Origin of the sequence: Streptomyces sp. NBC_01092 (assembly GCF_045039535.1) — a bacterium.
Taxonomy (GTDB): domain Bacteria; phylum Actinomycetota; class Actinomycetes; order Streptomycetales; family Streptomycetaceae; genus Streptomyces.
The window spans coordinates 3,858,153-3,883,898 of record NZ_CP108659.1 but is presented as its reverse complement, the minus strand read 5'-3'; the positions used below and the strand labels follow the sequence as shown (position 1 = coordinate 3,883,898).

General features: G+C 70.5%; 19 protein-coding genes and 1 pseudogene. 6 read left to right on the top strand and 14 right to left on the bottom strand.

Annotation, left to right across the window (positions count from 1 at the left end):
- Positions 1 to 41: 41 nt before the first annotated feature.
- Positions 42 to 3,326, bottom strand: a complete 3,285-nt coding sequence (locus OG254_RS17355; RefSeq protein ID WP_405582742.1) for a S8 family serine peptidase — start codon at positions 3,324 to 3,326, stop codon at positions 42 to 44.
- Between the two features lie 755 nt (positions 3,327 to 4,081).
- Here OG254_RS17355 and OG254_RS17350 point away from each other — a divergent pair.
- The 3 genes from OG254_RS17350 (at position 4,082) to OG254_RS17340 (ending at position 8,464) form a co-directional block, all read left to right on the top strand.
- Positions 4,082 to 5,875, top strand: coding sequence for a TIGR03767 family metallophosphoesterase (locus tag OG254_RS17350; protein ID WP_405582740.1), 1,794 nt, complete (start codon positions 4,082 to 4,084; stop codon positions 5,873 to 5,875).
- A 99-nt stretch (positions 5,876 to 5,974) separates the two neighbouring features.
- Positions 5,975 to 7,174, top strand: coding sequence for a serine hydrolase domain-containing protein (locus OG254_RS17345; protein WP_405582738.1), 1,200 nt, complete (start codon positions 5,975 to 5,977; stop codon positions 7,172 to 7,174).
- A gap of 99 nt (positions 7,175 to 7,273) precedes the next feature.
- Positions 7,274 to 8,464, top strand: coding sequence for a glycosyltransferase (locus OG254_RS17340; RefSeq protein WP_405595043.1), 1,191 nt, complete (start codon positions 7,274 to 7,276; stop codon positions 8,462 to 8,464).
- Here the strand turns inward: OG254_RS17340 and OG254_RS17335 are convergent.
- Together OG254_RS17335 and OG254_RS17330 are read right to left on the bottom strand one after the other, a co-directional pair.
- Positions 8,394 to 9,542, bottom strand: coding sequence for a winged helix DNA-binding domain-containing protein (locus tag OG254_RS17335; RefSeq protein WP_405582736.1), 1,149 nt, complete (start codon positions 9,540 to 9,542; stop codon positions 8,394 to 8,396). The genes OG254_RS17340 and OG254_RS17335 overlap by 71 nt on opposite strands.
- Before the next feature lie 5 nt (positions 9,543 to 9,547).
- Positions 9,548 to 9,970, bottom strand: coding sequence for a VOC family protein (locus OG254_RS17330; protein WP_351191643.1), 423 nt, complete (start codon positions 9,968 to 9,970; stop codon positions 9,548 to 9,550).
- Positions 9,971 to 10,062: 92 nt separating this feature from the next.
- Here OG254_RS17330 and OG254_RS17325 point away from each other — a divergent pair, with 92 nt between their 5' ends.
- Positions 10,063 to 11,031, top strand: coding sequence for a helix-turn-helix transcriptional regulator (locus tag OG254_RS17325; protein WP_405582734.1), 969 nt, complete (start codon positions 10,063 to 10,065; stop codon positions 11,029 to 11,031).
- A gap of 81 nt (positions 11,032 to 11,112) precedes the next feature.
- On the opposite strand, the gene OG254_RS17320 is transcribed toward OG254_RS17325, so the two are convergent.
- Positions 11,113 to 12,174 (bottom strand): hypothetical protein, encoded by a 1,062-nt coding sequence (locus OG254_RS17320; RefSeq protein ID WP_405582732.1) that lies wholly within the window; start codon positions 12,172 to 12,174, stop codon positions 11,113 to 11,115.
- 208 nt (positions 12,175 to 12,382) lie between these two features.
- The gene (pepN, locus tag OG254_RS17315; RefSeq protein WP_405582730.1) at positions 12,383 to 14,971 is read right to left on the bottom strand and encodes an aminopeptidase N; all 2,589 of its coding nucleotides are present in this window, start codon (positions 14,969 to 14,971) and stop codon (positions 12,383 to 12,385) included.
- Positions 14,972 to 15,119: 148 nt separating this feature from the next.
- Here pepN and OG254_RS17310 point away from each other — a divergent pair, with 148 nt between their 5' ends.
- The gene (locus OG254_RS17310) at positions 15,120 to 15,758 is read left to right on the top strand and encodes a DsbA family protein (protein WP_351191635.1); all 639 of its coding nucleotides are present in this window, start codon (positions 15,120 to 15,122) and stop codon (positions 15,756 to 15,758) included.
- 3 nt (positions 15,759 to 15,761) lie between these two features.
- On the opposite strand, the gene OG254_RS17305 is transcribed toward OG254_RS17310, so the two are convergent.
- The 4 genes and pseudogenes from OG254_RS17305 to OG254_RS17290 all read right to left on the bottom strand — a co-directional run bounded on the left by OG254_RS17305 (position 15,762) and on the right by OG254_RS17290 (position 19,775).
- The gene (locus OG254_RS17305; RefSeq protein ID WP_405582727.1) at positions 15,762 to 15,935 is read right to left on the bottom strand and encodes a hypothetical protein; all 174 of its coding nucleotides are present in this window, start codon (positions 15,933 to 15,935) and stop codon (positions 15,762 to 15,764) included.
- A gap of 291 nt (positions 15,936 to 16,226) precedes the next feature.
- Positions 16,227 to 17,279 (bottom strand): annotated as a pseudogene (locus tag OG254_RS17300) (glycerophosphodiester phosphodiesterase family protein); the annotation flags it as partial.
- 26 nt (positions 17,280 to 17,305) lie between these two features.
- Positions 17,306 to 18,730 (bottom strand): FGGY family carbohydrate kinase, encoded by a 1,425-nt coding sequence (locus OG254_RS17295; protein ID WP_405582725.1) that lies wholly within the window; start codon positions 18,728 to 18,730, stop codon positions 17,306 to 17,308.
- A 19-nt stretch (positions 18,731 to 18,749) separates the two neighbouring features.
- Complete coding sequence (locus OG254_RS17290) at positions 18,750 to 19,775, bottom strand: 2-hydroxyacid dehydrogenase (RefSeq protein ID WP_405582723.1); 1,026 nt, start codon at positions 19,773 to 19,775, stop codon at positions 18,750 to 18,752.
- 68 nt (positions 19,776 to 19,843) lie between these two features.
- On the opposite strand from OG254_RS17290, the gene OG254_RS17285 reads away from it, so the two are divergent.
- The gene (locus tag OG254_RS17285) at positions 19,844 to 21,037 is read left to right on the top strand and encodes an RNA-guided endonuclease InsQ/TnpB family protein (protein WP_405595041.1); all 1,194 of its coding nucleotides are present in this window, start codon (positions 19,844 to 19,846) and stop codon (positions 21,035 to 21,037) included.
- 29 nt (positions 21,038 to 21,066) lie between these two features.
- Here the strand turns inward: OG254_RS17285 and OG254_RS17280 are convergent, their stop codons facing one another.
- The 5 genes from OG254_RS17280 to OG254_RS17260 are packed head-to-tail and all read right to left on the bottom strand — an operon-like array spanning position 21,067 to position 25,744.
- The gene (locus OG254_RS17280; protein WP_405582721.1) at positions 21,067 to 22,149 is read right to left on the bottom strand and encodes an ABC transporter ATP-binding protein; all 1,083 of its coding nucleotides are present in this window, start codon (positions 22,147 to 22,149) and stop codon (positions 21,067 to 21,069) included.
- Complete coding sequence (locus OG254_RS17275) at positions 22,127 to 22,945, bottom strand: DeoR/GlpR family DNA-binding transcription regulator (RefSeq protein ID WP_147999277.1); 819 nt, start codon at positions 22,943 to 22,945, stop codon at positions 22,127 to 22,129. The genes OG254_RS17280 and OG254_RS17275 overlap by 23 nt, the downstream gene beginning before the upstream one ends.
- Before the next feature lie 8 nt (positions 22,946 to 22,953).
- Positions 22,954 to 24,039, bottom strand: a complete 1,086-nt coding sequence (locus OG254_RS17270; RefSeq protein ID WP_405582719.1) for an ABC transporter ATP-binding protein — start codon at positions 24,037 to 24,039, stop codon at positions 22,954 to 22,956.
- On the bottom strand, positions 24,036 to 24,866 hold the full coding sequence (locus OG254_RS17265) for a carbohydrate ABC transporter permease (protein WP_351191621.1): 831 nt from the start codon (positions 24,864 to 24,866) through the stop codon (positions 24,036 to 24,038). The genes OG254_RS17270 and OG254_RS17265 overlap by 4 nt, the downstream gene beginning before the upstream one ends.
- Positions 24,863 to 25,744: a carbohydrate ABC transporter permease gene (locus OG254_RS17260; protein ID WP_147999274.1), complete on the bottom strand. Its 882-nt coding sequence runs from the start codon at positions 25,742 to 25,744 to the stop codon at positions 24,863 to 24,865. Before OG254_RS17260 ends, OG254_RS17265 begins: the two co-directional genes overlap by 4 nt.
- Between the last annotated feature and the right edge of the window lie 2 nt (positions 25,745 to 25,746).

Sequence of the window (25,746 nt, the reverse complement as noted above, 5' to 3'; positions counted from 1 at the left end):
GGCGCCCGCACGGACGCCCGCCCCACTGCCGTACCGATGGACTACGGAATGACCTTCTCGATCTTCACGCTGCCCACGCCCGCGACGGTGCCGCGCGCGTTCAGCAGCTGGACCTGGCCGAAGAACTCGCGGCCCTCCGGCGCGGGCGCCAGCGCCGTGACGCTGCCGGAGACGGTGGCCGACTCGCCCGTGCCGAGCTTCACCGGCGCGTCGCCGACGGACACGGTGCCGAGCGCGGGGGAGAAGAACACGTCCAGGTAGTCGTAGGCCGTCGAGCCGCTCGGCACCGAGTAGCCGATGACCTCGACGCTGTACTTCCCGGCGGCCGGGTTCGCGACCGAGACCGCCTCCTCCGAGTCACCGTCGGCGGAGCTGCCGACCTCGGTGCCGGCCGCGTCGTAGACGACCAGGTCGAGGTCGGCGGCCGCGTCGGAGACGTTGCCGATGGAGACGTCGAGCGAGGTCGCGCCCTCGGGCACGTCGACCGTGGTGGTCTGCGTGACGCCCTCGGTGATGTCCGGGCGCGCCGTCTTCGACGAGCCGAGCGGGCCGCCGGCCGGCTTGCCGTCGAGGGCGGCGTAGTTGTTGGTCACCTTCCAGGAGACGGCGGCCGGAGTGCCGACCTTGGCCTCGGGGACGGTCACGGTTTCCGGGTCGAAGGCCGCGCCGAGGACGGTGACGTCCAGCTTGTACGGGTTGTCGAGCAGCGGCGACGTACGGCGCGACTCGACCTCGATCTCCCAGACGCCGGGCTGCGGGTCGGCGTAGGAACGCACGTCCGGCTTGCAGCCGTTGCCGGCGAGGTAGTTGTTGTAGCAGAACGGGGTGCCCGTGGTGTCCGACGGGACGCCGTAGGGGTGGATGGCGATGAACCGGGTCTGGCTCTTGTCCTTCAGCCCGCCGATCGCGACCTCAAGGGACTTCGCGCCCTCGGGGACGGTCACGAAGTACGACTTGGTGCTGTTGCGCTGCGTCGAACCGGACGCGGAGTACGTGTACTTCAGCGGCGCGGAGACCACGACCGTGTTGAGGACCTGCTTGTCGATGCCCTCGGTGCGCGGGTCGTCGACCTCCAGGATCGCGCTCTTGATACCGGCCGAGGACGGCTTCGCGGAGACCTTCACGGTGACCGGCTTGTTCAGGCCGAGGCTGATCTCGTCCGAACCGGCGATGCGGAAGGTGTCACCGGCGTTGTTCCCGAGGCTCAGCTCGTGCCGGATCGCCCGGTCCGCGCCGGACGTACGCGTGATGGTGACGTCGTACGTCTTCTTCTGCCCGGCCTTCAGGCCGCCCTCGCGGTCGTAGACGCCCGTGCCGAAGCCCGGGGTCTTCAGGAACTGGTCGATCGCGGTGTCGACCGGTGCCTTCACCGTGTACTCGTGGGCGGTGGCGCCGTCGCGGATGGAGTCCCAGGCGTCCTCGATGTTGATGAGGCCGGCACCCTCCTCGTACGCCTGAACGCCCTTGATGTGGTCGGCGGTCGACGTGAGCGCGGTGCGCAGCTTCGCCGGGGTGAGGGCGATGCCCTTCTGCTTGGCGGCCGACAGGAGCAGCGCCGACGCGCCCGCCGCCTGCGGGGACGCCATCGAGGTGCCCTGGAGCATGCCGTAGCCGGCCGGGAGGGTGTAGCCCGCCTCGGCGACCGGGGCGCCCGGCAGCCAGGTCTGGATGGTGTTGATCGCGGCGCCCGGCGCGGAGAGTGTCGGGGTGAAGCCGCCGTCCTCACGCGGGCCGCGCGAGGAGAACGGCATCATCGCGTACGGCTTGGACACGACCGAGCCGTAGTTGGCGGCCCAGGTCTCCCTGGAGACCGTCGCGCCGACCGAGATGACCTTGCTCGCCAGGCTCGGGTCGCCGATGGTGTTGGCGCCGGGGCCGGAGTTGCCGGCGGATATGACGAGCTGGACGCCGTAGGTGTCGATCAGGCGCGTGTACAGCTCGGCGCGGGCGTTGTTGCCGTCGTTCAGTGCCGGGAGACCGCCGATCGACATGTTGACGATGTCGACGCCACGGTTCACGACGAGGTCGATCATGCCCTCGGTGAGCGCGACGTTGGTGCAGCCGCCGGTCCAGGTGCAGGCACGGGAGGCGACGAGCTTCGCGCCGGGGGCCTGCCCGTTCATCCTGCCGCCGAACAGGCCGTTCGCGGCGGTGATGCCGGCGACGTGCGTGCCGTGCTCGGACTCGATGACGCCGATGTTGACGAAGTCGCGCTTCTGGCCGACCCAGTCCCCGCCCAGCGGGTCCATCGGCACGTCCTTGCGGATCTGCACGACGAACGGCTGACGCTCGGTGACGTCGGTGGCCGGGTTGTCGGTGCCGAAGTACCCGATCTGGTAGCCGTCCTTGTACGGCTTCATCGGGGTGTCGTCACCGAAGTCGTAGTTGTTGTTGAGGTCGACCCGGACCGTGCCGTTCGCGGCGTCGTACAGCACGCCCCACGAGTCGGTCTTGTCGCCGTCGCGGTTGGCGTCGCCCGCCGCGTCGCCCCCCGTGGTGTACGACTCCAGGAAGGTGCTCACCTGGTACGAGCCCGCCGGGGCCGTCCAGGTCTTGCCGCTGTAGGTGAAGCTGGGCCCGGAGACGGAGGTCACCATCGGGCGCCAGGTGCGGTCGCTGTCGACGAGCGGGTCGGTGGCCGTGACCCAGTCGACGATCTTCCGCTCACCGGTGGTGGTCTTCTGCAGCGCCGGGTGGCCGAGGTCGATGCCGGAGTCGAGGATGCCGATGGTGATGCCGCGGCCGTCCGCCTTCGGGTTCTCCTTCACGAAGTCCACGGAGCCCGTCTCGAAGGACGGGTTGTACGGGTTCGCGGCCGGGGTCTTGTTACTGGGGCCGGTGTACGAGGTGGCGGCGGCCGTCGACTTCTTCGTGTCTACGGCGGGGTCGTCCAGGGGTATCTCCTCGCGCAGGTCGATGCCGTGCACCGAGGAGAGCTTCGCCGCGGCGGCGATGGCCGAGTCGGCCTTGCCGGTGGGGACGGTGGCCCGGACGTAACCGAGCTTGTCGTAGGTACGGCCCACAGAGCCGACCGCGTCCAGCTGCTCGGCGACCTTCTCGGTCTGGCCGGGCGCGGTCGCGACCATCATCGTGACGTTCTTGGCGCCGTCGGCCTTCGCCTCGGCGAGCAGGTCGGCGTCGTCCGAACCGAGCTTGTCGTGCGCGGACTTGACGCTCGGGTCCGCCGCGGCGGGCGCGGGGTCCACGGCTATCGCCATGGGTATCGGCCCTGCTGCGGAGAGCGCGGCGACGAGACCGGCGGCCACGGCTATGCGGGCCGCGCGTCTCGGGCCCGGCTTCGGATCGCGCTGGGGGGTGAGGGTCATCGGCATCCCTTGTTGGTAAAGGAGCAACGGGGCGTCCGGTATGTGATCCCGGATGACCGCACAGCTTTATGCAAGGGAAGGATGTTTGGGAAGAGTTGACCGAATCGAAATGGACGGCTGGGGAAAACCCGCTATTGACCTAGGGGGAGATCAGTGACAAAGAGGGGCAAGCCACCCGCGGACGTTAATGTCTGTATGTGCGGAAGAAGTTGAGGGTGGCGGCCTACGTCATATGCGTTCGTGACGGACAATTCCTCCTCGCTCGTTGCCGACCGCGCTGCTCGGCATCGACTCCTCCCACCGGGTCTTCCCCAGGTTGTCGCTGTGGCGGGAGCGTTCGGCGACGGGGCGGATCGAAGCCACCGGGAGCTGAGCGGACCTGGTGGAGTCAACTGCGGTTCGGCAGCGCCGCCCAGGGGCGCGGGGCTGTATCGATTGCGGCTCCGCCGCGTGGGCGCGACCAGCCGCGACGGCGCCGCGGACGAACGACGGCCCATCACGGCTCATCCAGCGGAGCGCTTGGCTTCACTACCCCGGAAGATGAACACGGAGTGACCGCGTCCCGGCCGTTCGAGGAGCGGTCGTGGACGCGGAAGGTAGTCCGAGATCGACGTACGGTGATCGGCGCTGCGCGTTGCCGTCATGTTCATGCGCAGGTCATTCCCGGTGCCAACGATCCACAGTGAGCGGGCCGTTCGCGTCAGCGACCGCCCCGCGTCCACTGCCGACGCGTTCGCACTCGGGGAGATCGCGCCATGTCGCGCATACGCTCTGTCGCCAGCTCCGCGCTGGGGGTCCACCGCCGTACCCTGCTCGCCGCCACCGGTGCGGTGACACTCTCCGCGGGCGTCGGCTACGCCCTGCGGCCCACGGACAGTGAGGCCGCCACCACCCACAGCGCCGCGAGCGCGCCGAACGCCGGCGCGGCCGATGCCGCCGCTGCCGAGGCCCCCGTGGGCGCCTCCCGCAGGGTGCCGGTCGCCCTCGCCCCGTACACCCGCGGCACCACCGTCGCGGGCGTCGCCACCCCGCAGGGCAGCGGCGGCTACCGCCGGCTCGCCGACGGTCCCGGCTGGAAGCGGGTCGTCCGGGAGAACCTCGCGGCGGCCAAGTCGGGGCGCGAGGGCCGGCGTACGGCGCTCGCCGCCTTCGTCCAGCTCACGGACCTGCACCTGATCGACGCCCAGCACCCGCTCCGGCTGGAGTACCTGCGCTCGACGGACGTGCACGCCTGGCGCCCGCAGGAGGCACTGACCGTGCCCGGCGCGGTGGCGCTCGTCGAGCGGATCAACGCGCTGCGGGGCGCCCCCGTCACCGGCGCCCCGCTCCACTTCGCCATGACCACCGGCGACAACACGGACAACAACTGCAAGTCCGAGCTGGACTGGTTCCTCACGGTGATGAGCGGTGGCCGCGTCACCCCGAACACCGGTGACCCGCGGCACTACGAAGGCGTCCAGAACAGCGGACTGAAGCAGTACTGGCAGGCCGACGACACCGTCCGCGACGCCGACAAGCAGCTCGGCTTCCCGCACATCGAGGGCTACCTGGCCGCCGCGATCCGCCAGATGCGCAGCCCCGGCCTGAACATCCCCTGGTACTCGACCGTCGGCAACCACGACGCGATGCCGCTCGGCACGTACGCCTCGCACAGCGACTCCTACCTCACCGACCTCGCCGTCGGCGGCAAGAAGCTGATGAACGTGTCCGCCGCGGACGCCAAGAAGCTCCAGGACTCCCTCAAGCAGGACAAGGACCCGAGGGGCACCGTCTTCAAGGACTTCCTCAAGGCCCACGCCCGCTCGATGCGCTCGGTCACGCCGGACGAGAGCCGCGCCCCGTTCACGCCCAAGGACTACCTCCGGGCCCACCTGGACCCGGCCCACCGCGGCCACGGCCCGGTCGGTCACGGCTACTCGACGGCCAACCTGGACGCGGGCACCCAGTACTACAGCTTCCGCATCGCCGACGACGTCATCGGCATCAGCCTGGACACCACCGACCCGGGCGGCCACTACGAAGGGTCCATCGGGGCGGCCCAGTTCAAGTGGCTGGACAAGACGCTGCGCGACAACAAGGACTCGTACGCGATCGTCTTCAGCCATCACACCAGCGAGACGATGGACAACCTGCGCCGCGACCCGGCCCGCCCGAACGACCGGCGTGTCGGCGGCGCCGAGGTGCTCAAGCTGCTCGGCAGCCACCGCAATGTCCTCGCCTGGGTGAACGGCCACATCCACAAGAACGTCATCACCCCGCACACCGCCGCCGGCGGGCGCTCCTTCTGGGAGATCTCCACCGCCTCCCACGTGGACTTCCCCCAACTCGCCCGGATCATCGAGGTGGTGGACAACAACGACGGCACGATCTCGCTGTTCACCACGCTGATCGAGTCCTCGGCCCCGCACCGCACCAGCTTCACCGACCTCTCCCAGACGGGCCTGGCCGCCCTCTACCGGGAGCTGTCCCTGAACGCCCCCGGCGCGAGCACGAAGCTGGGCGGCGAGCGTAAGGACCGCAACACGGAACTGGTCCTCAAGAAGGGCTGAATCGCGCTCAACTGCCCCATCCCGCTTCAACCTTCGCAAGCGACGCCCGGTCTCTCCCCGCGACCACGCTCGACGAGAGCGTGCAGAAGGGGGAGAGACATGAGCGTACGTACGACCCGCACGGCCGTCGTGGCCACGACGGCGGTGGCGCTGTCGGTGGCCCTCGCGGCCCCCGCGCTGGCGGCGGCGCCCGCCGGCACCGGCCACGAGGCGACCCGGAAGGCCGCCGAGGCGGCGGTCACGGCGGGCGTCCCCGGCGTGACGCTGACCGCGAAGGACGGCCACGGCAGCTGGTCGGCGACACCGGGCGTCGGCAACCTCAAGACAGGGAAGCCGCGTTCGGCGGACGACCGCTACCGGGTGGGCAGCATCACCAAGACCTTTGTGTCCACGGTGCTGCTCCAGCTGGAGGCGGAGGGCAGGCTGTCGCTGGACGACACGGTGGAGAAGTGGCTGCCGGGGACGGTACGGGGCAACGGCCACGACGGCAGCCGGATCACCCTCCGCCGGCTCCTCAACCACACCAGCGGCATCTTCAACTACACGGCGGACGAGGACTTCGGCCGCACCTACTTCCTGAAGGACGGCTTCTTCGAGCACCGCTACGACACCAAGAAGCCCGGGGAACTGGTCGCCCTCGCCATGACCCACAAGCCGGACTTCGAGCCCGGGACGTCGTGGAACTACTCCAACACCAACTACGTCCTGGCCGGCATGGTGATCGAGAAGGCCACCGGCCGCTCCTACGGCGCCGAGGTCCGCGACCGCATCATCAAGCCCCTGCACCTGACCGGCACCTCCGTCCCGGGCACGCGCGTGACGGTGCCGGGCCCGAGCAGCCGGGCCTACTCCAAGCTGGCCGAGACGGCGACGGGCCCGACCTACGACGTCACGAAGATCAACCCGTCCCTGGCCTTCTCGGCCGGCGAGATGATCTCCGACTCCACCGACCTCAACCGCTTCTACTCGGCCCTGCTGAAGGGCAGGCTGCTCCCCGCGAAGCAGCTCTCCGAGATGAAGACCACGGTCAAGGTCGACGACATCCCGAACGCGGGCTACGGCCTCGGCCTGATCGAACGCAAGCTGAGCTGCGGCGTCACGGTCTGGGGTCATGGCGGCGGCATCCACGGCTCGACGTCGGAGGCGGTGACGACGGCGGACGGCCGCCACTCCCTGGCCTTCAACTTCAACGGGGACTGGGCGGGCGACACGGACGCCGTGATCGAGGGCGAGTTCTGCGGAAAAAACGAGGCAATCGAGAGGACCCAGACACGAATCATCCAGTTCATGCGCCCGTAATGTCCGTACCGCCTCATATCGGCTAACCCGCACTTCACGGGGATGGCTTGATATGTGTGCAAGGCGGGTGATCGTGTGCGCGCGGAAAACGGACTGCGTGTGCTGTCGGTCTACGACGGCTTCTTCTCCGGCGGTGCCAGGATCGTGCACAGCGATGTGGTGCTGGGACTGCTGGAGGGCGGCCGGCACCACAGGGTGCTGAGCATTCACGGCGAAGTGAGCCGGGAGGCGACCCGGCAGCGGATGGAGGACGACCCCTGCTACCGGTCGCTGACGGCCGCCGGGCTGGGGGTCACCTCGCTGGGCCGGGTCCAGAACGCGGGGGAACCGGCTCCGGCCGGCTTCAACGGGCCGGAGCTGGCCGAAACCGCGCGGGCCATGGCCGGGGCCGACGTGATCCTCTCCCTCAAGGAGCAGCCGCTCGCCCTGCTCAACCAGGCGGGCCTGCCGCGTCGCCCGGTCCTGGTGTGCCTGCACCGCTCCGACCCGCAGAACCAGGGCCGCGCCCTCGACGAGCTCAAGGCCGCCATCGCCGACGGCACGGTCGCGGCCTGTGTGTGCTGCGCCGAGTCGACGCGGATGGCGTACCAGGCGGCCGGCATCCCGGCCGAGCTGCTGCACGTGATCCCGAACGGCGTGGACCTGCTCCGCTTCCGCCCCGACCCGGCACGGCGCCTGGCCCTGCGCACGGAACTCGGCATCGACCACCCGGCGCCCGTCGTGGTCTACGCCGCCCGCTACGACGCGATGAAGAACGTCCCACTCTTCCTCGCCGCCGCCGCGGCCTGGCTGCGCGGCACCCCCGGCGGTCAGGTCCTGATGTGCGGTGCCGGCATGACGGCGGCCAACCCGGCGCTCGCCGCCGACATCGAGGCCGCTTTCGGCACCGACCGTCGACGGCCGCACCTGCTCGGCGTCCGGCGCGACATGGAGACCGTCTACGCCGGGGCCGACGTCGTCGCCCTCACCTCGACGTGGGGCGAGGCGGCGCCCCTGTGCCTGATCGAGGGCATGATGTGCGGGGCCGTACCGGTGACCACGGACGTCGGCGACAGCGCGTCGATCGTGGCCGGGCGCGGCATGGTCACCGCACCGGACCCCGAGGTGATCGCCGGTGCGTGGACCACCGCGGTCGCCGACCGTGCGGCGTTCGGCCCGGCCCTCGCCGCCGCCCGCGAACTCTTCAGCCGCACCCGCATGATCGCCTCCTACGCGGCCCTCATCGACCGGCTGCACACGGGGGCGGCCCGCTCGACGCTGCCGCACCCGCACCGACGTCGCCGGCGGTGACGCGTACGTGGTCGATGTCCTCGGCGAGGAAAGCGGTCAGGGCTTGGGCCTCGGTGTGGATCTCGTCTCGCTCCGGGGTGGAGAGGGGGCGCAGCGGGGTGATGTCGAGCTGTCCGTCCCGTACGGTCCAGGTGGCGGCGACGCGTCCGTCGACGAGGACGGCGCGTTGGCCGGCGACGGACAGGCCGAGGTGGGCGTCGTCGATGATGCGGCTGCGGTCGCGGTAGCCGAGGATCGCGTTGTCGAAGGCCGGCAGGAACCGCACCGGGGCGGGGGTGTCCCCGTCGGGGCGCGGCGCGTCGGGCAGGTCGAGGAGTTCGCGGCCGCGTTCGTCGCGGAAGGCGACGAGCTCCTCGCGGACGGCCTTGACCGCGGCGGGCAGTCCGGCCAGGCCGCACCAGGCGCGGAGGTCGGCGGTGGAGGCCGGCCCGAAGGCGGCGAGGTAGCGGCGTACCAGCCGGCGCCCGGTCGGGTCGGTCCCGTCGGCGCAGAGCGGGGCGATCTCGCGCCCGAGCCAGGTGGCCAGGGGCAGATTGCGGACCCCGGCCTTGGCCTGCCACAGCCCGCGGGGCGGGAGCTGGACCATCGGGACGAGCGCCGCGACGAGCAGCTCGCCCAGGACCCGTCGCGGGGTCCCGGGCCAGCGGTCCTCTATCGCCTGGACGAGCGCGGCCATGGTGCGGGGCTGCCCGTCGGCCATGACCGCTCGGCCGGCCGCCTCGACCTCGTCCACCTCGACGCCCGAGAGTTCGCGCCGGTAGGTGGCCAGCACCCGCTGACGCAGCATGGCGTCGTGGCGGGCCCGCCAGGCCAGCGCGTCGTCGGCGGCGACGAGGTGGACGGTGCGGCGCATCAGATGCGTCCGCACGACCGTACGTCCGGTCAGCGCGTCGTCCAGCTGCCGCGGCTCGAACGCGCGCAGCCGGGACCACAGGCCGACGAAGGGTTCCTGGGGTTCCTGCGCCTGCATCCCGCACAGGTGCGCCACGGCCTCGCGGACGGGCGTGTCCGCACGGTCGAGCAGGTACTGGCGGGCGAGGGTGGCGCGGTTCAGGGCGCGGCTGTCGAGGACGGTCATGGTGCTCAGCCGCTGTAGGGAGCAGTGACGTCCAGGACCCAGGTCACGCCGAAGCGGTCGGTGAGCATGCCGTACAGCGGCGCCCACGCGGCCGGCTCCAAGGGCTGTACGACCTTCGAGCCCTGCGCCAGCTTCTGCCACAGCGCGCTGATCTCGTCGGCGTCGTCGCCGCGCACGGAGACGAAGAAGGGGGCCTCGCCCTGGTTCCAGGGCAGCTGGGAGGGGACGTCGTAGGCCATGACGTGGAAGCCGTTGTCGCCGGCCACCTCGCCCCACATCACCCAGTCCGCCTCGCTCTCGTCGCGCACGTTGCCGGCGTCCTTGTAGGTGACGGCGACGGTGCGTCCGCCGAAGACGGACCGGTAGAAGTCCAGCGCCTCACGCGCGTCGCCCCGGAAGTTCAGGTGGGTGGTGGTCTTCACGGACATGTCTGCTCCTGGATGTCGTTCGGTGGCTCTGACCTCACCATCACAGAGGTAGCGGACAGGTTGTGTCCTGTACTGCGGGCACAATGACGGACATGCAGAAAACGTCGTCCCGCCTGCTCGCGCTGCTCTCGCTCCTGCAGACGCGCCGTGACTGGTTGGGCGAGGACCTCGCCGTGCGGCTCGACGTCACGCCCCGCACGGTTCGCCGCGACGTGGACCGGCTACGGCAACTCGGATACCCGATCCGGGCGTTCAGGGGACCCTCCGGCGGATACCGCCTGGGCCCCGGCACGCAGCTTCCCCCCTTGCTGTTCGACGACGACCAGGCCGTGGCCCTGGCCCTCGCCCTGCACACCGCTGCCTCCGGCAACACGCTCGCCGACGACGCGGCCCGCGCCCTGGCGACGATCCGCCAGGTCATGCCGCCCCGACTGCGCCATCGCATGGACGCGATGCGCATCACAGCCGTCCTCCCGACGGCGAGCGGGGACGCCCCACAGGTCGACGCCCAGGTCCTCACGGACCTGAGCACCGCCATCCATGCCCATGAGGAACTCCGCTTCGACTACCCCGCGACCGCCGGGCGGCGCCGCCGCGTGGAGCCCCATCACCTGGCCACCTGGCAGGGCCGCTGGTACCTCCTGGCCTGGGACCTCGACCGTGCGGACTGGCGGATCTTCCGCGTCGACCGCGTACGGCCATGCACCCCGACCGGCCCCCGCTTCACCCCGCGCGAACTCCCCGGAGGCGACGTGGCCGCCTTCATCACCGGCCGGTTCCGCGGCTCCGACGGCACCACCACCGACTGGCCCTGCCGGGGCGAGGTCGTCCTGGGCCTGCCCGCCTCCGTCGTCGCGCCCTTCGTCCAGGACGGCATCGTCGAGGGGCTCGGCCCCGACCGCTGCCGGCTCACCCTCGGCTCCTGGTCGTGGACCGGCCTGGCCGCCGGCCTCGGCAGCTTCGACACCGACATCGAGGTCATCGGCCCACCCGAACTCAAGGACGCGTTCGCCCACCTCGCCACCCGTTGCGCCGACGCCGCCCGCGACACCGCCGGTTGACCGGACGCCGAGGAGGGGCCGCCGGACACACAGGTCCCGCGGCCCCTCCTCTCCCCTCCTGGTGCCGCACCCGGTCCGTCACTACCTCGGCAGCACCACGACATACGCGGCCGGATCCCGGTCCGCCGCCGCCATCAGGGCCGTACGGACCACCGCGGCCTGCTGCTCCATGCCGTCCCGGAGCTTCTTCGGGGTGATGTGGACGACCGTGATGCCGAGGCGCTCCAGGGTCTCCCGCTTGCGGGCGTACTCGGACCAGAGCGCGTCGTCGTCCTGCCGGTGGCCCTGGCGCGGGGCCCGGGTGTCCAGCTCCACCGCGACCGCCTGCTCCGGCCAGTAGGCGTCCAGGCCGCCGAGGTGGGGGCCGCCCGGCAGGCGCAGGTCGACGTTCCAGACCGGGTCGGGCAGGCCGTGCTCGTGGACCATCGCGTACAGCCGGTCCTCGGCGATGGCGCGGCCCTCGGCGAGCAGGGAGTCCACCGCGTCCACCACGTGCGGGCGGGACAGGAGCTTCGCCTGGTTCAACTCCCGTACCACCGAAGCCGGTTCGCAGTGCCCGGCGCGCACGGCCTCGGTCAGCAGACGGCGTACGGCGCTCGCGTCCGTGAGCTCGGCGACCGCGTCGGCCAGGGCGCGGGGGACCGGGGCCACGGGGAGGCCGGTGACCTGTCGGGGCGTGGGGAGCGCGGGGGCGCGCAGGATGCGGGCGCAGCCCGTGGAGCGCAGCCGGCGCATCCGGGGGACCAGGACGTCGATCGTGTCCAGGGCGGTGAGCGGCGGTGTGGCCGAGAAGCCGTGGAGGGTGAGTGCCGCAAGGCCGGTGATCATCGCCTCGGCGTAGGCGGGGGCGGCGTGCCCCTCACCGTCGCCCGGCTGGGACGGCACGCCGGACGTGCGCTCCCGCGCCGCGTACATCAGCACCGCGTGCAGGCGCTCCTCGCTGGTCGGCGGGCCGGGGTGGAGCAGGAAGACGCCCGGGAGGATCTGCTGCCAGGGGCCGTCGGCGCGGCACTGCTCGCTCATCTCGGCGGGCGCGACCCCGTGCGACTTCAGCTGAGCCGTCGTCATGACGCGGCGGTGGACTTCGGAGAGGTGACGCAGGGGGCGGGGGGACAGCGGGGAGAGCGGGGTGTTGTGGTTCATGACCCGGAGGTTCCCGCGCTCGCTCCGCCCATTAACCGTTGTTACAGGGCCGTCGACAAAAGCGGACAACATGGCACTAAAGGACGGGTGTTCGGATGCCGAGTAGGCAGGGAAAACCCCTGGTCCAATCGGGTTGGACCAGGGGTTACGGCTGCTATTGCCTGAATTCCGTAACGGTCACGCAGCCCATGACCGTTGGCCAAAGGTCTTAGGCGGTTGACGCCGCCGACGCGTCACACGCCTGCCCCCGCAGCCCCCGCGCCAGATCGTCCCGCGCCTCAAGGACCAGCCGCCGCAGCGCCGGAGCCGCGTCCTCGTGCGCCGCGAGCCACGCGTCCGTCGCGTCCAGCGTGGCCTGCGACTGCTGGAGCCCCGGGAACAGGCCCCGGACCACGTCCATGCCGATCTGGATGGAGCGTTCCGACCACACGCGCTCGATCGCGGCGAAGTACCTGTCGGCGTACGGCGCGAGCAGCTCGCGCTGCGACGGCTGGACGAAGCCCGCGATCGTCGCCTCGACGAGCGCGTTGGACAGCGCGTCCGACTCGACGACCTGCGCCCACGCCTGCGCCTTCACAGCCTCCGACGGCCGCGCGGCCAGGCAGCGCACCTGGTGGCGCCTGCCGGACGCCGTGTCGTCCCGGGCCAGCTCGGCGGCCAGCTCCTTCTCGCCGACGACGCCGTACGTGGCCAGGGTGTCGAGCAGTACCCAGCGCAGCTCCTGGTCGACGTCCAGGCCCTCGACCGTCGCCGAACCGTCGAGCAGGCCCGTCAGCAGCTCGAAGCCCGGCTCGTCGGTCACCCGGGCGAAGAACCGCGCCCACGCCAGCTGGTGTTCGCTGCCCGGCTCGGCGGCGTACAGCTGCTCCATCGCCCCCTGCGCGAGCAGCCGGGTGCCCTGCTCCCGCCACTGCGGCGCCACGTAGTGCGTCAGCGCGGACTCGGCCCACGCGTGCAGCATCTGCAGGACGCCGATGTCCGACTCCCGGTGGGCGGACTTCAGCACCAGGTCGATGAACTCCCGCGCCGGCAGCAGCGCGTCCCGCGTCATGTTCCACAGCGCCGACCAGCACAGGGCCCGCGCCAGCGGATCCGTCATGTCACCGAGAGCGGCACGCAGCGTCGCCAGCGAGGTCTCGTCGAAGCGGGTCTTGCAGAACGTCAGGTCGTCGTCGTTGACCAGTACCAGCTCCGGCGCCTCGGTGCCCACCAGCTCCGTCACGAGCGTGCGTGGCCCGTCGACGTCCACCTCGGCGCGCGCGTACCGCTCCAGCGCCCCCTGCGCACCCCGCCGGTACAGACCCACGGCGACCCGGTGCGGGCGCAGCTCCGGGTGCGACTCGGCGGCCTCCTGCACCACCGCCAGCTCGCTCACCCGGCCCTCGCTGTCCAGCAGCACCTGCGGGGTCAGCGAGTTCACGCCCGCCGTCTGCAGCCAGGAGCGCGCCCACGCGCTCATGTCCCGGCCGCTGGTCTCCTCCAGCACCGACAGCAGATCGCCGAGCTGCGTGTTGCCGTACGCGTGCCGCTTGAAGTAACGCCGCGCGCCCTCCAGGAACGCGTCCTGCCCGACGTACGCGACGAGTTGCTTCAGTACCGAAGCGCCCTTGGCGTACGTGATGCCGTCGAAGTTGAGCTTGGCGTCCTGCAGGTCGCGGATGTCCGCGGTGATCGGGTGCGTGGAGGGCAGCTGGTCGGCCCGGTACGCCCATGCCTTGCGGCGGTTGGCGAAGGTGATCCAGGCGTTCTTGAAGCGGGTCGCGCCGACGTTGGCGAACGTGCCCATGAAGTCCGCGAAGGACTCCTTCAGCCACAGGTCGTCCCACCACACCATGGTGACCAGGTCGCCGAACCACATGTGCGCCATCTCGTGCAGGATGACGTTCGCCCGGCCCTCGTACGACGCCTGCGTCACCTTGCCGCGGAAGACGAACTCCTCCCGGAAGGTCACCATCCCCGGGTTCTCCATCGCGCCCAGGTTGTACTCGGGCACGAACGCCTGGTCGTACTTGCCGAAGGGATACGGGTAGTCGAAGTGGTCGTGGAAGAAGTCCAGGCCCTGCTTGGTCACCAGGAAGATGTCGTCGGCGTCGAAGTAGGGGGCCAGGCCCTTGCGGCACATGGCGCCGAGGGGGATCCGCAGCGTCGTACCGTCGGCGAACGTGCGCTCGTAGGAGTCGGTGACGTAGTGGTACGGGCCCGCGACGACACACGTGATGTAGGTCGAGATCGGCTTCGTCTCCGCGAACTTCCAGACCCCGTCCGCGAGTTCACCGGCCCCGTTGCTCCACACCGTCCACTCCTGCGGCGCCCGCACCTCGAAGCGGAACGGCGCCTTGAGGTCCGGCTGCTCGAAGTTCGCGAAGACGCGGCGGGAGTCGGCGGGCTCGTACTGCGTGTAGAGGTAGACCTCGCCGTCCTCGGGGTCGACGAAGCGGTGCAGGCCCTCGCCGGTGCGGGAGTAGGCGCACTGGGCGTCGACGACGAGCTCGTTGTCGGCAGCCAGGTCCTCCAGGGTGATCCGCGCGCCGTCGAAGACCTCGCTCGGGTCCAGGTCCTTGCCGTTGAGGGAGACGGCCGTCACGCTCGGCGCGATCAGGTCCGCGAAGCTCGTCGCGCCGGGCTCGCTGCAGCGGAAGCGGATCGTGGTGACCGAACGGAACGTGCGCGGCGCCCCGTCCTCCGAGTCCCCGTCGTCGAGGGCGGAACGCACGTCGAGGGACACGTCGTACCCGTCGACGGACAGCAGGGCGGCCCGCTCCCGGGCCTCGTCGCGGGACAGATTCTCACCGGGCACGGGTGACACTCCCTGGGATGGTGTTCAGTATGCGGACGGTGCCGATCCTGCCATGCGCCCCTGACCGGCGGCAGTGGGGAATGGCCCGGCGAGCAGCAGTGTTCCCCCAGAGGTTCAGCTGAGACCTGCTTGCCTCATGAGGAGAGACATGTCGGACAAGACCCCCGTCGACTTCTGGTTCGACCCGCTGTGCCCCTGGGCCTGGATGACCTCACGCTGGGTGCTGGAGGTGGAGAAGGTCCGCGACATCGAGGTGCGCTGGCACCTGATGAGCCTCGCCGTCCTCAACGAGGACAAGCTCGACGACCTGCCCGAGCAGTACCGCGAACTGCTGGAGACCAAGGCGTGGGGCCCGGTCCGGGTCGTCATCGCCGCGCAGGAGGAGCACGGCGCCGAGGTGCTCGGCGACCTCTACACCGCGCTCGGCACCCGCATCCACAACCAGGAGGAGGGCCCGACCAAGGAGGCGGTCGCCGCCGCCGTGAAGGAGGTCGGCCTGCCCGACTCCCTCATGGACCACTGGGACGACACCCCCTACGAGCCCCAGCTGCGCGCCTCCCACAAGGAGGGCATCGACAAGGTCGGCCAGGAGGTCGGCACCCCGGTCATCGCCGTCCCCGGCGCCGACGGCGAGCAGATCGCCTTCTTCGGCCCGGTCGTCACCCCGGCCCCCCAGGGCGAGGACGCCGCCCGCCTCTGGGACGGCACCCTCGCCGTGGCCTCGGTCCCCGGCTTCTACGAGATCAAGCGGACCCGCACCAAGGGCCCGGACTTCAGCAACCTGTAGGCGTCACTTCGCCTCGGTGACGGCGGCCTGGATCTTCAGTTCCTCCGGGAGCAGGCCGCCGTCGCTCTGCTTGTGCCAAGGCTGGTACCAACGGCAGCCCTCGGCGGTGCAGCGCCACAGATCTCCCCGGTCGGCCTTGATCGCCGCCAGCTCCTCGCGGCTGAGCGGCCTGAACACCTGCGTGCGGCCTCCACCACACGTGCGGCAGTGCTTGTCCCGGAAAAACATCAGCCCCTCCTAGGCCCTGTCGTTTGGATCATCCCGGCGTCGCGGGCCCTGGCACGCCCTCCCCCAGAGGGGGTACCCCAGCGGCGTTGTCGTCGGTCGCCGACGTCCCCCAGCCTTCGGCCGGGAGGTGCCCCCACCGCGTCGACTCCCTCCTCCGCCTTGCAGCTGCACGCGCCATGCCCCGCTCGGGTCGGCCGAAAGGAACCGATCCTCGCAGCCGGGCTGATCCAAACGACAGGACCTAGCCCTCACCGCCAGATCGGGGAAGTCGGTCACCACCGCGTCGACCCCCATCCCGTAGTACAGCGCGTACTCCGCGAACGCGTCCCCGAAATCGTTCGGTCCGGTACCCCGGCGCAGCTCCGCCGGCAGGAACTGGTTCTCCGCCCGGAAGGTGTACGGCCCCACCCGCAGCCCCGCCGCATGGGCGTCCGCGAGGACGGACGTGCCGACGAGCGAGGACTTGTCGGGCCCGATCCAGTCCGCGTACGCGGCGATCCGCGCCAGCCCCGCCGGCGTCATCATGTCCTTGTACGTCGTCGGATCCCCGGCGGAGACCAGGTCGTACGGCCCGCCCGTGGTCCCCAGCGCCTGCCACAGCGCCACCCCCAGCCGCTCGGCCGCGATCCGCTTCAGGCTCGTCGGCTCGAAGGACTGCACGACGCAACTGCGCCGCCCCAGCCGGTTCCGTCGGATCAGCCGCGCCAGCTGCGGCTCCAGGGGCAGGCCCAGCGAGCGGAAGTACGTCGGGTGCTTGGTCTCCGGGAACACGGCGATCGTCCGGCCGTACGCCTTGGACAGCCCGCGCGCCAGGTCGACGACCTCCTGGAAGGTCAGCACCTCCTCGCGGCCGTCGAACACCGTGTTGCGGTTGCGGACCAGCGGCAGCCGCTCCACCGCCCGCAGCGTCTTCAGCTCCGCCAGCGTGAAGTCCTCGGTGAACCAGCCGGTCACCGCCCGCCCGTCCACCGTCTTCGTCGTACGGCGGCCCGCGAACTCCGGGTGCGACGCCACGTCCGTGGTCTGCGAGATCTCGTTCTCGTGCCGGACCACCAGGACGTGATCCTTCGTGGGCACCAGATCCGGCTCGATCCAGTCGGCGCCCGTCTGCACGGCGTACGTGTACGAGGCCGCCGTGTGCTCGGGACGCCAGCCGGCCGCGCCGCGATGGCCGATCACGAGCGGCTTTCGCGGGGGATGCGACTCGGGCACTGCGGTGGCGGTGGCGGGTACGGCCGCGGCCGCCGTGGTGCCGGCGGCCGCGAGCAGCAGGGATCTACGTCTCGGGTGCATACAACTCCCTTTCGTCGCAGGGCTCTTCAGGCACGTGCCCGGGCGCGCGCCTCGCTCAGGCGGATCAGGTGTTCCTCGTACCCCTCCGCGTAGTACGCGGCCCGTGCCGCGTCCGGCTCGACCACCGCCGTCGGCCGCGTCCACGCCTCGGTGTCCAGCGCCTCCCCGTACCGCTCGGCCGCCGCGAGCACCGCGCCGCGCGCGCCCACCTCACCCTCGACGACCCTGAGCGGCCGACCCAGGACGTCGGCGAGCAGCCGCATCCAGGCCGGGCTGCGCGTACCGCCGCCGCAGACGGCCAGCGTCCCCGTCAGCCCGGCCGCCGCCAGACAGTGCCGGGCCGCGTAGCCGATGCCCTCGCAGGTCGCCCGGATGAGGTCGGCGGGGGTCGACTCCAGGGAGACGCCGGTCAGTTCGGCCCGCAGACGGGGCTCGACGAAGGGCGCGCGCTCGCCCGACGGCGCGAAGTACGGCAGTACCCGCACCCCGTGCGCCCCCGGCGGGGTCTCCGCCAGCAGCCCGTCGACCTCCTCGTGCCGGACGCCCGTCGTCGACAGCACCCAGTCCAGCGCCGCCGTACCGACCATCGCGGGCATCGCACGCAGCCGGTGCCCGGGCCGGTCGGTACTGATGTACAGCCCGGCCGGCTCACCGGTCAGGTCCAGGTCGGTGGTCGCGACGAGGCTGGCCAGACAGGTGCCGACGATGAGGAGACCGTCGCCGGGGGACGTCACGCCCGCGCCGAGCGCGCAGGCCGGCAGGTCGTACGGCCCGTTCGCGATCCGGGTTCCGGGCGGGAGCCCCTCGCCGCGCGTCGATGCCGTCGCGACCGGGTCGCCGACCGGGGGGAGGAGTCCGCGCCGGTGCGTCAGTCCGAGCAGTTCGACGACCCCGTTGTCGTACGACCGCGTCCGCGGGTCCAGGAACGGCATCGACGCGTCCGACACATCAGTCGTCGCACCCGTGCCCGTCAGCCGCTGGAACACCATGTCCTTGCAGTACAGGGCGGCGGCCGCGGCATCCAGCGCCTTCGGCTCATGGCTGTCCAGCCACGCGAGGAGAGGTCCCGGACACCCCGGGAACATCGCACTCCCCGTCCGCCGGAACACCGTCTCGAACGTGCCGTCCGCCATCCACCGGTCGACCAGTTCGTGGGCGCGGCCGTCCATCCAGGAGGCGGCGGGCCGCACCGGCCGCCCGTCGGCGTCGACGAGCCAGACGCCGTCGCCCTGTCCGGTGAGGCCGGCGAGCCCGACGGGCCCCGGGACCCGTGAGGTCACCTCGTCGAGCACGGCGACGACCGCTCCGTACACCTCCTCCATGTCCTGCTCGACGAACCCGCCGTGCAACGCCAGCCCCACCGGGCGGGAAGCGACGGCCAGTTCACGGCCCCCGGAGTCGAACGCGGCCGCCTTCACCGTGGACGTGCCTACATCGATACCGACGTACATGCCGACCTCCTCCGGTCCGTCACGTCAGACAGTGCGCCAACGGCTCGCCACGCACCCAGCGCCCCACCTCCGCCGCCGCGATCGCCGCCGCCTTCTCGGCGACCGCGCGGCTCGCGCCGCCCAGGTGCGGGGTCAGGACGACGTGGTCGGCCAGGGCGTGCAGGCGGGAGGACGCAGGGAGCGGCTCAGTTGCGTAGGTGTCCAGGGCCGCCGCCGAGAGGCGCCCGTTCTCCAGCGCGTCGCACAGCGCCTCCTCGTCCAGCAGGGGACCCCGTGCCGCGTTCACCACCACCGAGCCCCGCGGCAGCAGGGCGAGTTCGCGGGCGCCGATCAGGCCGCGCGTCTCGGCCGTGAGGCGGGCGTGCAGCGTGATCACCCGGGATTTCCGCAGCAGCTCGTCCAGGGAGGCGACCCGCAGGCCGTGGATCTCGCCGTGGACGTACGGGTCGTACACCATGACCCGCGCCCCGAACGCGCACAGCACCCGCGCGACCCTGCTCCCCACCGCCCCGTAGCCGACCAGCCCGACCGGCAGGTCCTCCAGCTCCAGACCGCTGTGCTCGTAGGTGTAGTACGTCGCCCCTTCCCAACTGCCTTGCAGGGCAAGGAGGTTGTGGGACTGCGGGATCCGCCGCAGGGCCGCCAGCATCAGGCCGACCGTGAACTCGGCGGTGGCGGCGGCGTTGCGGCCGGGCGCGTAGCAGACCCGGACGTCGTGCCGCTTGGCCGCGTCCAGGTTGACGTTCACCGGGCCGCCCCGGCACACGACGACCAGCCGCAGGTCGGGGCAGGCGTCGAGGACGCGCTCGGTCACCGGGCCCATCTGCGTGACCAGCACCCGCGCTCCCGTGAGCGCCTCGATCAGCTCGTCCTCGGCGTCGCTCGCCTCCGTCACCTCGGCCACCGGGCCGAAGGGGACGAGTGGCCAGCCGAGCTTCAGTTCCTTCACGGTCACCCGCTCCGCCTCATGCGCCACCGCCCGCGTGATCAGCGACGGCAGGATGAAGTGGTCACCGGCGGCCACGATTTGTAGCGGTTCAGTCATTTACTGTCCTTTCCGAAGCCTGGCTGCCCTTCACAATCCGGGGCACTATCTTGTGAGTCGTGAAGGCCATGAAGGCGAAGAGGGCGTTCAAGTACCGCTTCTATCCGACTGATGCCCAGGCAGCGGAGCTGTCGCGCACGTTCGGCTGCGTGCGGAAAGTCTTCAACATGGCGCTGGCGGCTCGCACAGAGGCGTGGGCGCTGAGGCGGGAACGAATCAACTACAACGCCACATCGGCGATGCTGACTGCGTGGAAGAAGACGGAGGAACTGGCCTACCTCAACGAAGTTTCCTCTGTCCCACTCCAGCAGGCGCTGCGGCATCTGCAGACCGCGTTTACGAACTTCTTCTCGAAGCGGGCCAAGTATCCGCGCTTCAAATCGCGTAAGAAGTCGCGGAAGTCCGCCGAATACACCACGAGCGCGTTCCGTTTCCGGCTTGGCGAGTTGACGCTGGCCAAGATGGCGGAGCCGCTGGAGATTGTGTGGTCTCGGCCGCTGCCTGCGGGTGCGCAGCCGTCGACGGTGACAGTTTCCCAGGATGCGGCCGGGCGTTGGTTCGTATCCCTTCTCGTCGAGGACCCTGACGTCGGGCCGCTCCCTGGTTCGGAGACGGCGGTTGGCATCGATGCAGGGTTGGACCGATTGCTGACCCTCTCGACTGGGGAACAGATCACCAACCCCCGGCATGAGCGAAAGGACCGCACGCGCCTCGGGAAGGCGCAAAGGGAGTTGTCCCGCAAAGCCAAGGGCGACGGTGCCAACCGAGCCAAGGCGCGCCGGAAGGTTGCCCGTATCCACGCCCGAATTGCCGACCGCAGGCGTGACCATCTCCACAAGATCACAACTCGACTCGTTCGTGACAACCAAACGATCGTGATCGAGGATTTGAGTGTTCGAAACCTGATGAAGAACAGCAAGCTCGCCCGTGCCATCTCTGACGCGGCCTGGAGTGAGTTCCGCAGCATGCTGGAATACAAGGCCGAGTGGTACGGCCGCGAAGTGATCGCCGTAGACCGCTGGTTTCCCTCCTCCAAGCTGTGCTCGAAGTGCGGAATGCTGCAAGACAGGATGCCGCTGCATGTTCGCACATGGACGTGCGGCGGATGTGGAACCAACCACGACCGCGACGAGAATGCGGCGAAGAACCTTTTGGCCGCCGGGCTGGCGGTGTCGGCCTGTGGAGCCGGTGTAAGACCTCAACGGAGCACTCCGGGCGGGCGGTCGGCGATGAAGCAGGAAGCCCTACGGCGTGAGCTGTAGGAGTCCCCTCCGTCAGGAGGGGGAGGAAGTCAACGCAGGGAGTCTCCTGTCTCGGCGTCGAAGACATGGGTGAGGTCAGGGTCGGCGGTGACGTGGACGCGGTCGTCGTGGGCGAGGCGGACCTCGGGGGCGGTGAGGACGACGAGGGGGTTCTCGACGCCGTCGAGGGCGAGGGTCGCGATGCCCGACTCCAGGAGCGGTTCGTGGGCCACGACCCGGGCGGCCAGGCCCTCGTCCTCGCCGGTCAGGGTCAGGTCCTCCGGGCGGATGCCGACCACCACCTCCCGGCCCGTCGCCACCGGCACCGGCAGCGCGATCCGCACGGTGGAGGAGAGGCGGGCGTGGCCGTCCGCGTCCGCGATGCCGGGCAGGAGGTTGATCGCGGGCTCGCCCACGAAGTCCGCGACGAAGAGGTTCGCCGGGCTGTCGTAGATCTCGTACGGCGTGCCGAGCTGCTGGATCACACCGTCCTTCATCACGGCGATCCGGTCGGCGAGGGACAGGGCCTCCTCCTGGTCGTGCGTGACCAGGATGGTGGTGTGGCCCAAGTCCCGCTGGATGCGCTTGAGTTCGCGGCGGGTCGTGTCGCGCTGGGCCGCGTCGAGGTGGGACAGGGGCTCGTCGAGGAGCAGGACGTCCGGTTCGCGGATCAGCGCGCGGGCCAGGGACACGCGCTGCTTCTGGCCGCTGGAGAGGCCGGCGGGGTGGGCGTCGAGGATGGCGGTGAGGTCGACGCGCTCGGCGATCTCCTTGACCTTGCGGTCGACGTCTCCCCGGTCGGCCCGTCGCCGTGCCCTCAGGCCGAACGCCAGGTTCTCGGCCACCGTCAGCGGCGGGTAGAGGGCGTAGTTCTCGAACGCGACCCCGATGTTGCGCTGCTGGGCCGGGCGGGCGGTCACCGACGCCCCGCCGACCAGGATGTCCCCGCCGGTCACCGTCTCCAGCCCGGCGATCATGCGCAGCGTCGTGGACTTCCCGCAGCCCGAAGGGCCCAGCAGCCCCAGCAACTCCCCGGAGCGCAGACTGAGGTCGATACCGCGTACGGCGTCCACGGCCGGGCGGCCCCGCGCACGGTAGGTCTTGCGCAGATCACGTAGCTCCAGCTGGGTCATGGCTGCTGCCCTTCGTCGCGCAGACCTCGTAGCGGACCTTGTGCTCGTCCAGGTCCCGCAGCGCCTCCGCCGACGCCCCGTCGTCCACGAGGAGCAGGTCGAAGCGGGACAGCGGGACCACCCGGTGCAGGGCGACGCGGGCGAGCTTGGTGTGGTCGATCAGCAGGATGTTGCGGGCGGCCGCGTCGAGCATGGCCCGCTTCACCGACACGATGTGCTGCTCCTGGTGGTAGGCGTAACCCCCGCGCACGGCCGACGTCGACGCGAAGCAGACGTCCACGCGCAGCTGCTCTATCGCCTCGACGCAGGACACGCCGAGGAAGGACGAGTGCAGCGGGTCGTAGTCGCCGCCGAGGGCCATGAGGTGGATGCCGCGCTGGTCGGAGAGGAGGTTGATCGCCTCCAGGAAGTTGGTGACGACTGTGAGTGGGGTGACCTCGCCGAGGCGCAGCCCGCGGGCTATCTCCAGGGTCGAGGTGGAGTCGTCCAGCATGATCGCCATGCCGGGCTCGATCAGCTTCAGGGCGCGGTCGGCGACGGCGGCCTTCTGCGCGCGCATGGTCTTCAGCCGGTACTGCACGTTCGACTCGAAGACACCGGAGGGCTGCGCCGTCACCCCGCCCCTGAACTTCCTGACGATCCCCTGCCGTTCGAGCTCGTCGAGGTCCCGGTGGATGGTCATCAGGCTCACCCCGAACCGCTCGGCCAGCTCGGCGGCCGTCGCCGACCCGTCGGCGAGAACCAGCTCGGCCATGGCGGCCTGACGGGCGGCGGGACCCTGCTGTGCGTTGCTCATCGCGCGGTTCACTGTCCGATCCTTCGTCCTGGACGCTCCGGCCGGTCGGCCTCGAACAGCAGCAGGTTCTCAGGCCGGACCGACAGTCGTACCGGATCGTCGGGCCCGAGACCGCTCGCCTCGCCGCGCGGGGCGACCAGCGACAGGTGCTGCTCGCCGAGCCGGACCGTGACCTCCACGGACCGGCCGAGCACCTCGGTGACGTAGACGGTGCCGGTGAGCTCGTGGCCGGGGCCCTCGCCGAGGGCGAGATCGCGGGGGCGGACACCGATCAGCACCTGTGTCCCGACGGGGGCGTCGGCCCGGATCGGCAGGTCGACCTCGCCGTCCGCGGAACGGAAGCCGCCGTCGGCCGTGATCGCCCCCGGCAGCAGGTTGATCCGGGGCCGCCCGAAGGCCCGCGCGACCTCCGTGTCGTACGGCCGGTACCAGATCTCCTCCCGCGTCCCCGTCTGCACGATCCGCCCGTCCCGGATCACCCCGATCCGGTCGCCGAGCGCGAGTGCCTCCACGGAGTCGTGGGTGACGTAGAGGGTGGTCGTGCGCCGCACCGCCCCGATCGCCTTCAGCTCCGCCCGCATCTGCTGGCGCAGCTTGGCGTCCAGATGGGACAGGGGCTCGTCGAGGAGGAACGCGCGGGCGGGCCGGACCAGGACCCGGCCGAGGGCGACGCGTTGGCGCTGGCCGTTGGAGAGCCGGCCCACCGGGCGGTCCAACAGGGCGGAGATCCCGAGGAGTTCGGCGACCTCGCCGATCCGCTCCCGGGCCTGCGCGGCGGGCAGGCGGTGGCGCGGGGAGCGCAGCGGCGAGGCGAGGTTGTCGTAGGCCGACTTGTGCGGGTAGAGGGCGTAGCTCTCGAAGCACATCGCGACGCCACGGTCGTACGGCTCGACGCCGAGCATGTCGGCGCCGCCGAGCTCGACCGTGCCGGCGTCGGGGATCTCCAGCCCGGCGACGGTCTTCAGGGTCGTGGTCTTGCCGGCGCCCGACGGGCCGAGCAGGCAGAAGAACTCGCCCTCCCGCACGTCCAGTTCAAGGCCGTCGAGCGCGGTGACCTTGCCGTACGTCTTGCGCACACCCCGCAGCCGGATCATGACTTCACCGCCCCGAACGACAGCCCCCGCACCAGATACCGCTGGATCGTCAGCGCGAGCAGCAGCGGCGGTACGACGGAGACGAGCGCGGCGGCGGCCGTGAGGTTGTACTTGGGCCGGTCGCCGCCGAGGAACGACAGCGCGCCCACGGTCACGGTCTGGGCCTCGTTCGAGGTCAGGATCAGCGGGAAGACGAAGTTGTTCCAGGCGAAGATGAAGGCGAGCAGCGACACGGCCGCCACCCCCGGCTTCACCAGCGGCAGGGCCACCCTCAGGAAGGCCTGCTTGCGGGTGTAGCCGTCCAACAGCGCCGCCTGCTCCAGCTCGGGCGTCAGATCGGCGAAGTACGACCGCATGATCCACACGATCAGCGGCAGCGTGACCAGCTGGAGCACCCACACCATGCCGACGTACGTGTCGAAGAGCCCGAGCTTCTGGTAGAGCACGAACAGCGGGATGATCACGGTCAGTTCGGGTGCGAACCGGAACGACAGCAGCGTGAACATGAGGTTCTCGGAGCCCTTGAACCGCCAGCGCGCCGAGGCGTACGCGGCCGGGAGCCCGACCAGGAGCGACAGCACGACCGCTCCCACCGACACCACCAGGCTGTTGACGAAGAACCGCACGAACGGGATGCCCTCGCTGTCGCCGAGGACCGTGCGGTAGCCGTCGAGGGTGGGGGAGAAGGAGAAGTAGGTGGAGAAGAGCTGGTTCGTCGGCTTCAGCGACAGGATCACCATCCAGGCGATCGGGAACAGCGCGAAGACGAAGTAGAGGATGAGGGCGGCGTCGGCGAGCCACCCCAACAGGCGTTTGCGCACGGTCATTTCGCCTCCGCCGCCTTCCGCTGGATCTTCCCCAGGTGCTTCACCAGCACCATCGCGGCGAGATACACCACCGCCCACAGCACGATCGTGTAGCTGATGCCGAACGAGTACCGCTGGAAGCGGATCGCCTCCAGATAGGCGCGGATCTGCAGGACGACGGTCGAGTCGCCGGGGCCGCCCTCGGTCAGGGCGTAGATGATGTCGAACACCTTCAGCGAGTCCATGAACCGGAAGATCACCGCGACCAGGACGTACGGCCACAGCATCGGCAGCGTCAGCCGCCGGAAGGTGTACCACCAGCCCGCCCCGTCGACGGCCGCCGCCTCGAAGGGGGACGTCGGCAGCGACCGCAGTCCGGCGAGGGCGAGGATCGCCACGAACGGCGTGTACACCCACACGTCCACGGCGATCGACGACAGCAGCGCCCCGGTCGGGGTGTCCGTCCACTGGACTCCGCCAAGACCGAAGGGTCTCAGCAGATAGTTGATCACCCCCACCGACGGCTGCAGCATCAGCTTCCAGATGATCGCCGCGATCACCGGCGCGATCATCAGCGGCAGGATGAGGATCTTCTCCAGCACCCGCCCGACGATCGTCGACCGGTGCAGCAGCAGGGCGACGGTGACCCCGAGGACGGTCTCGACGGCGGCGGCCCCGACCGCGTACAGCACCGTCACCCACGCCGAGTTCCAGAACGCCTCCTGCGTGAAGACGGTCTCGTAGTTCTCGAACCGCACCATGTCCGGCTGCGGCTTGCTCGCCGAGAAGTCGAACAGCGTGTAGTAGAGGCCGAGCCCGAAGGGATAGAGGATCCCGCAGGTCAGTAGCAGGGCGGGGACGATCAGGACGTACGGGCGAAGGGCGAGCCGCCATCCCATCG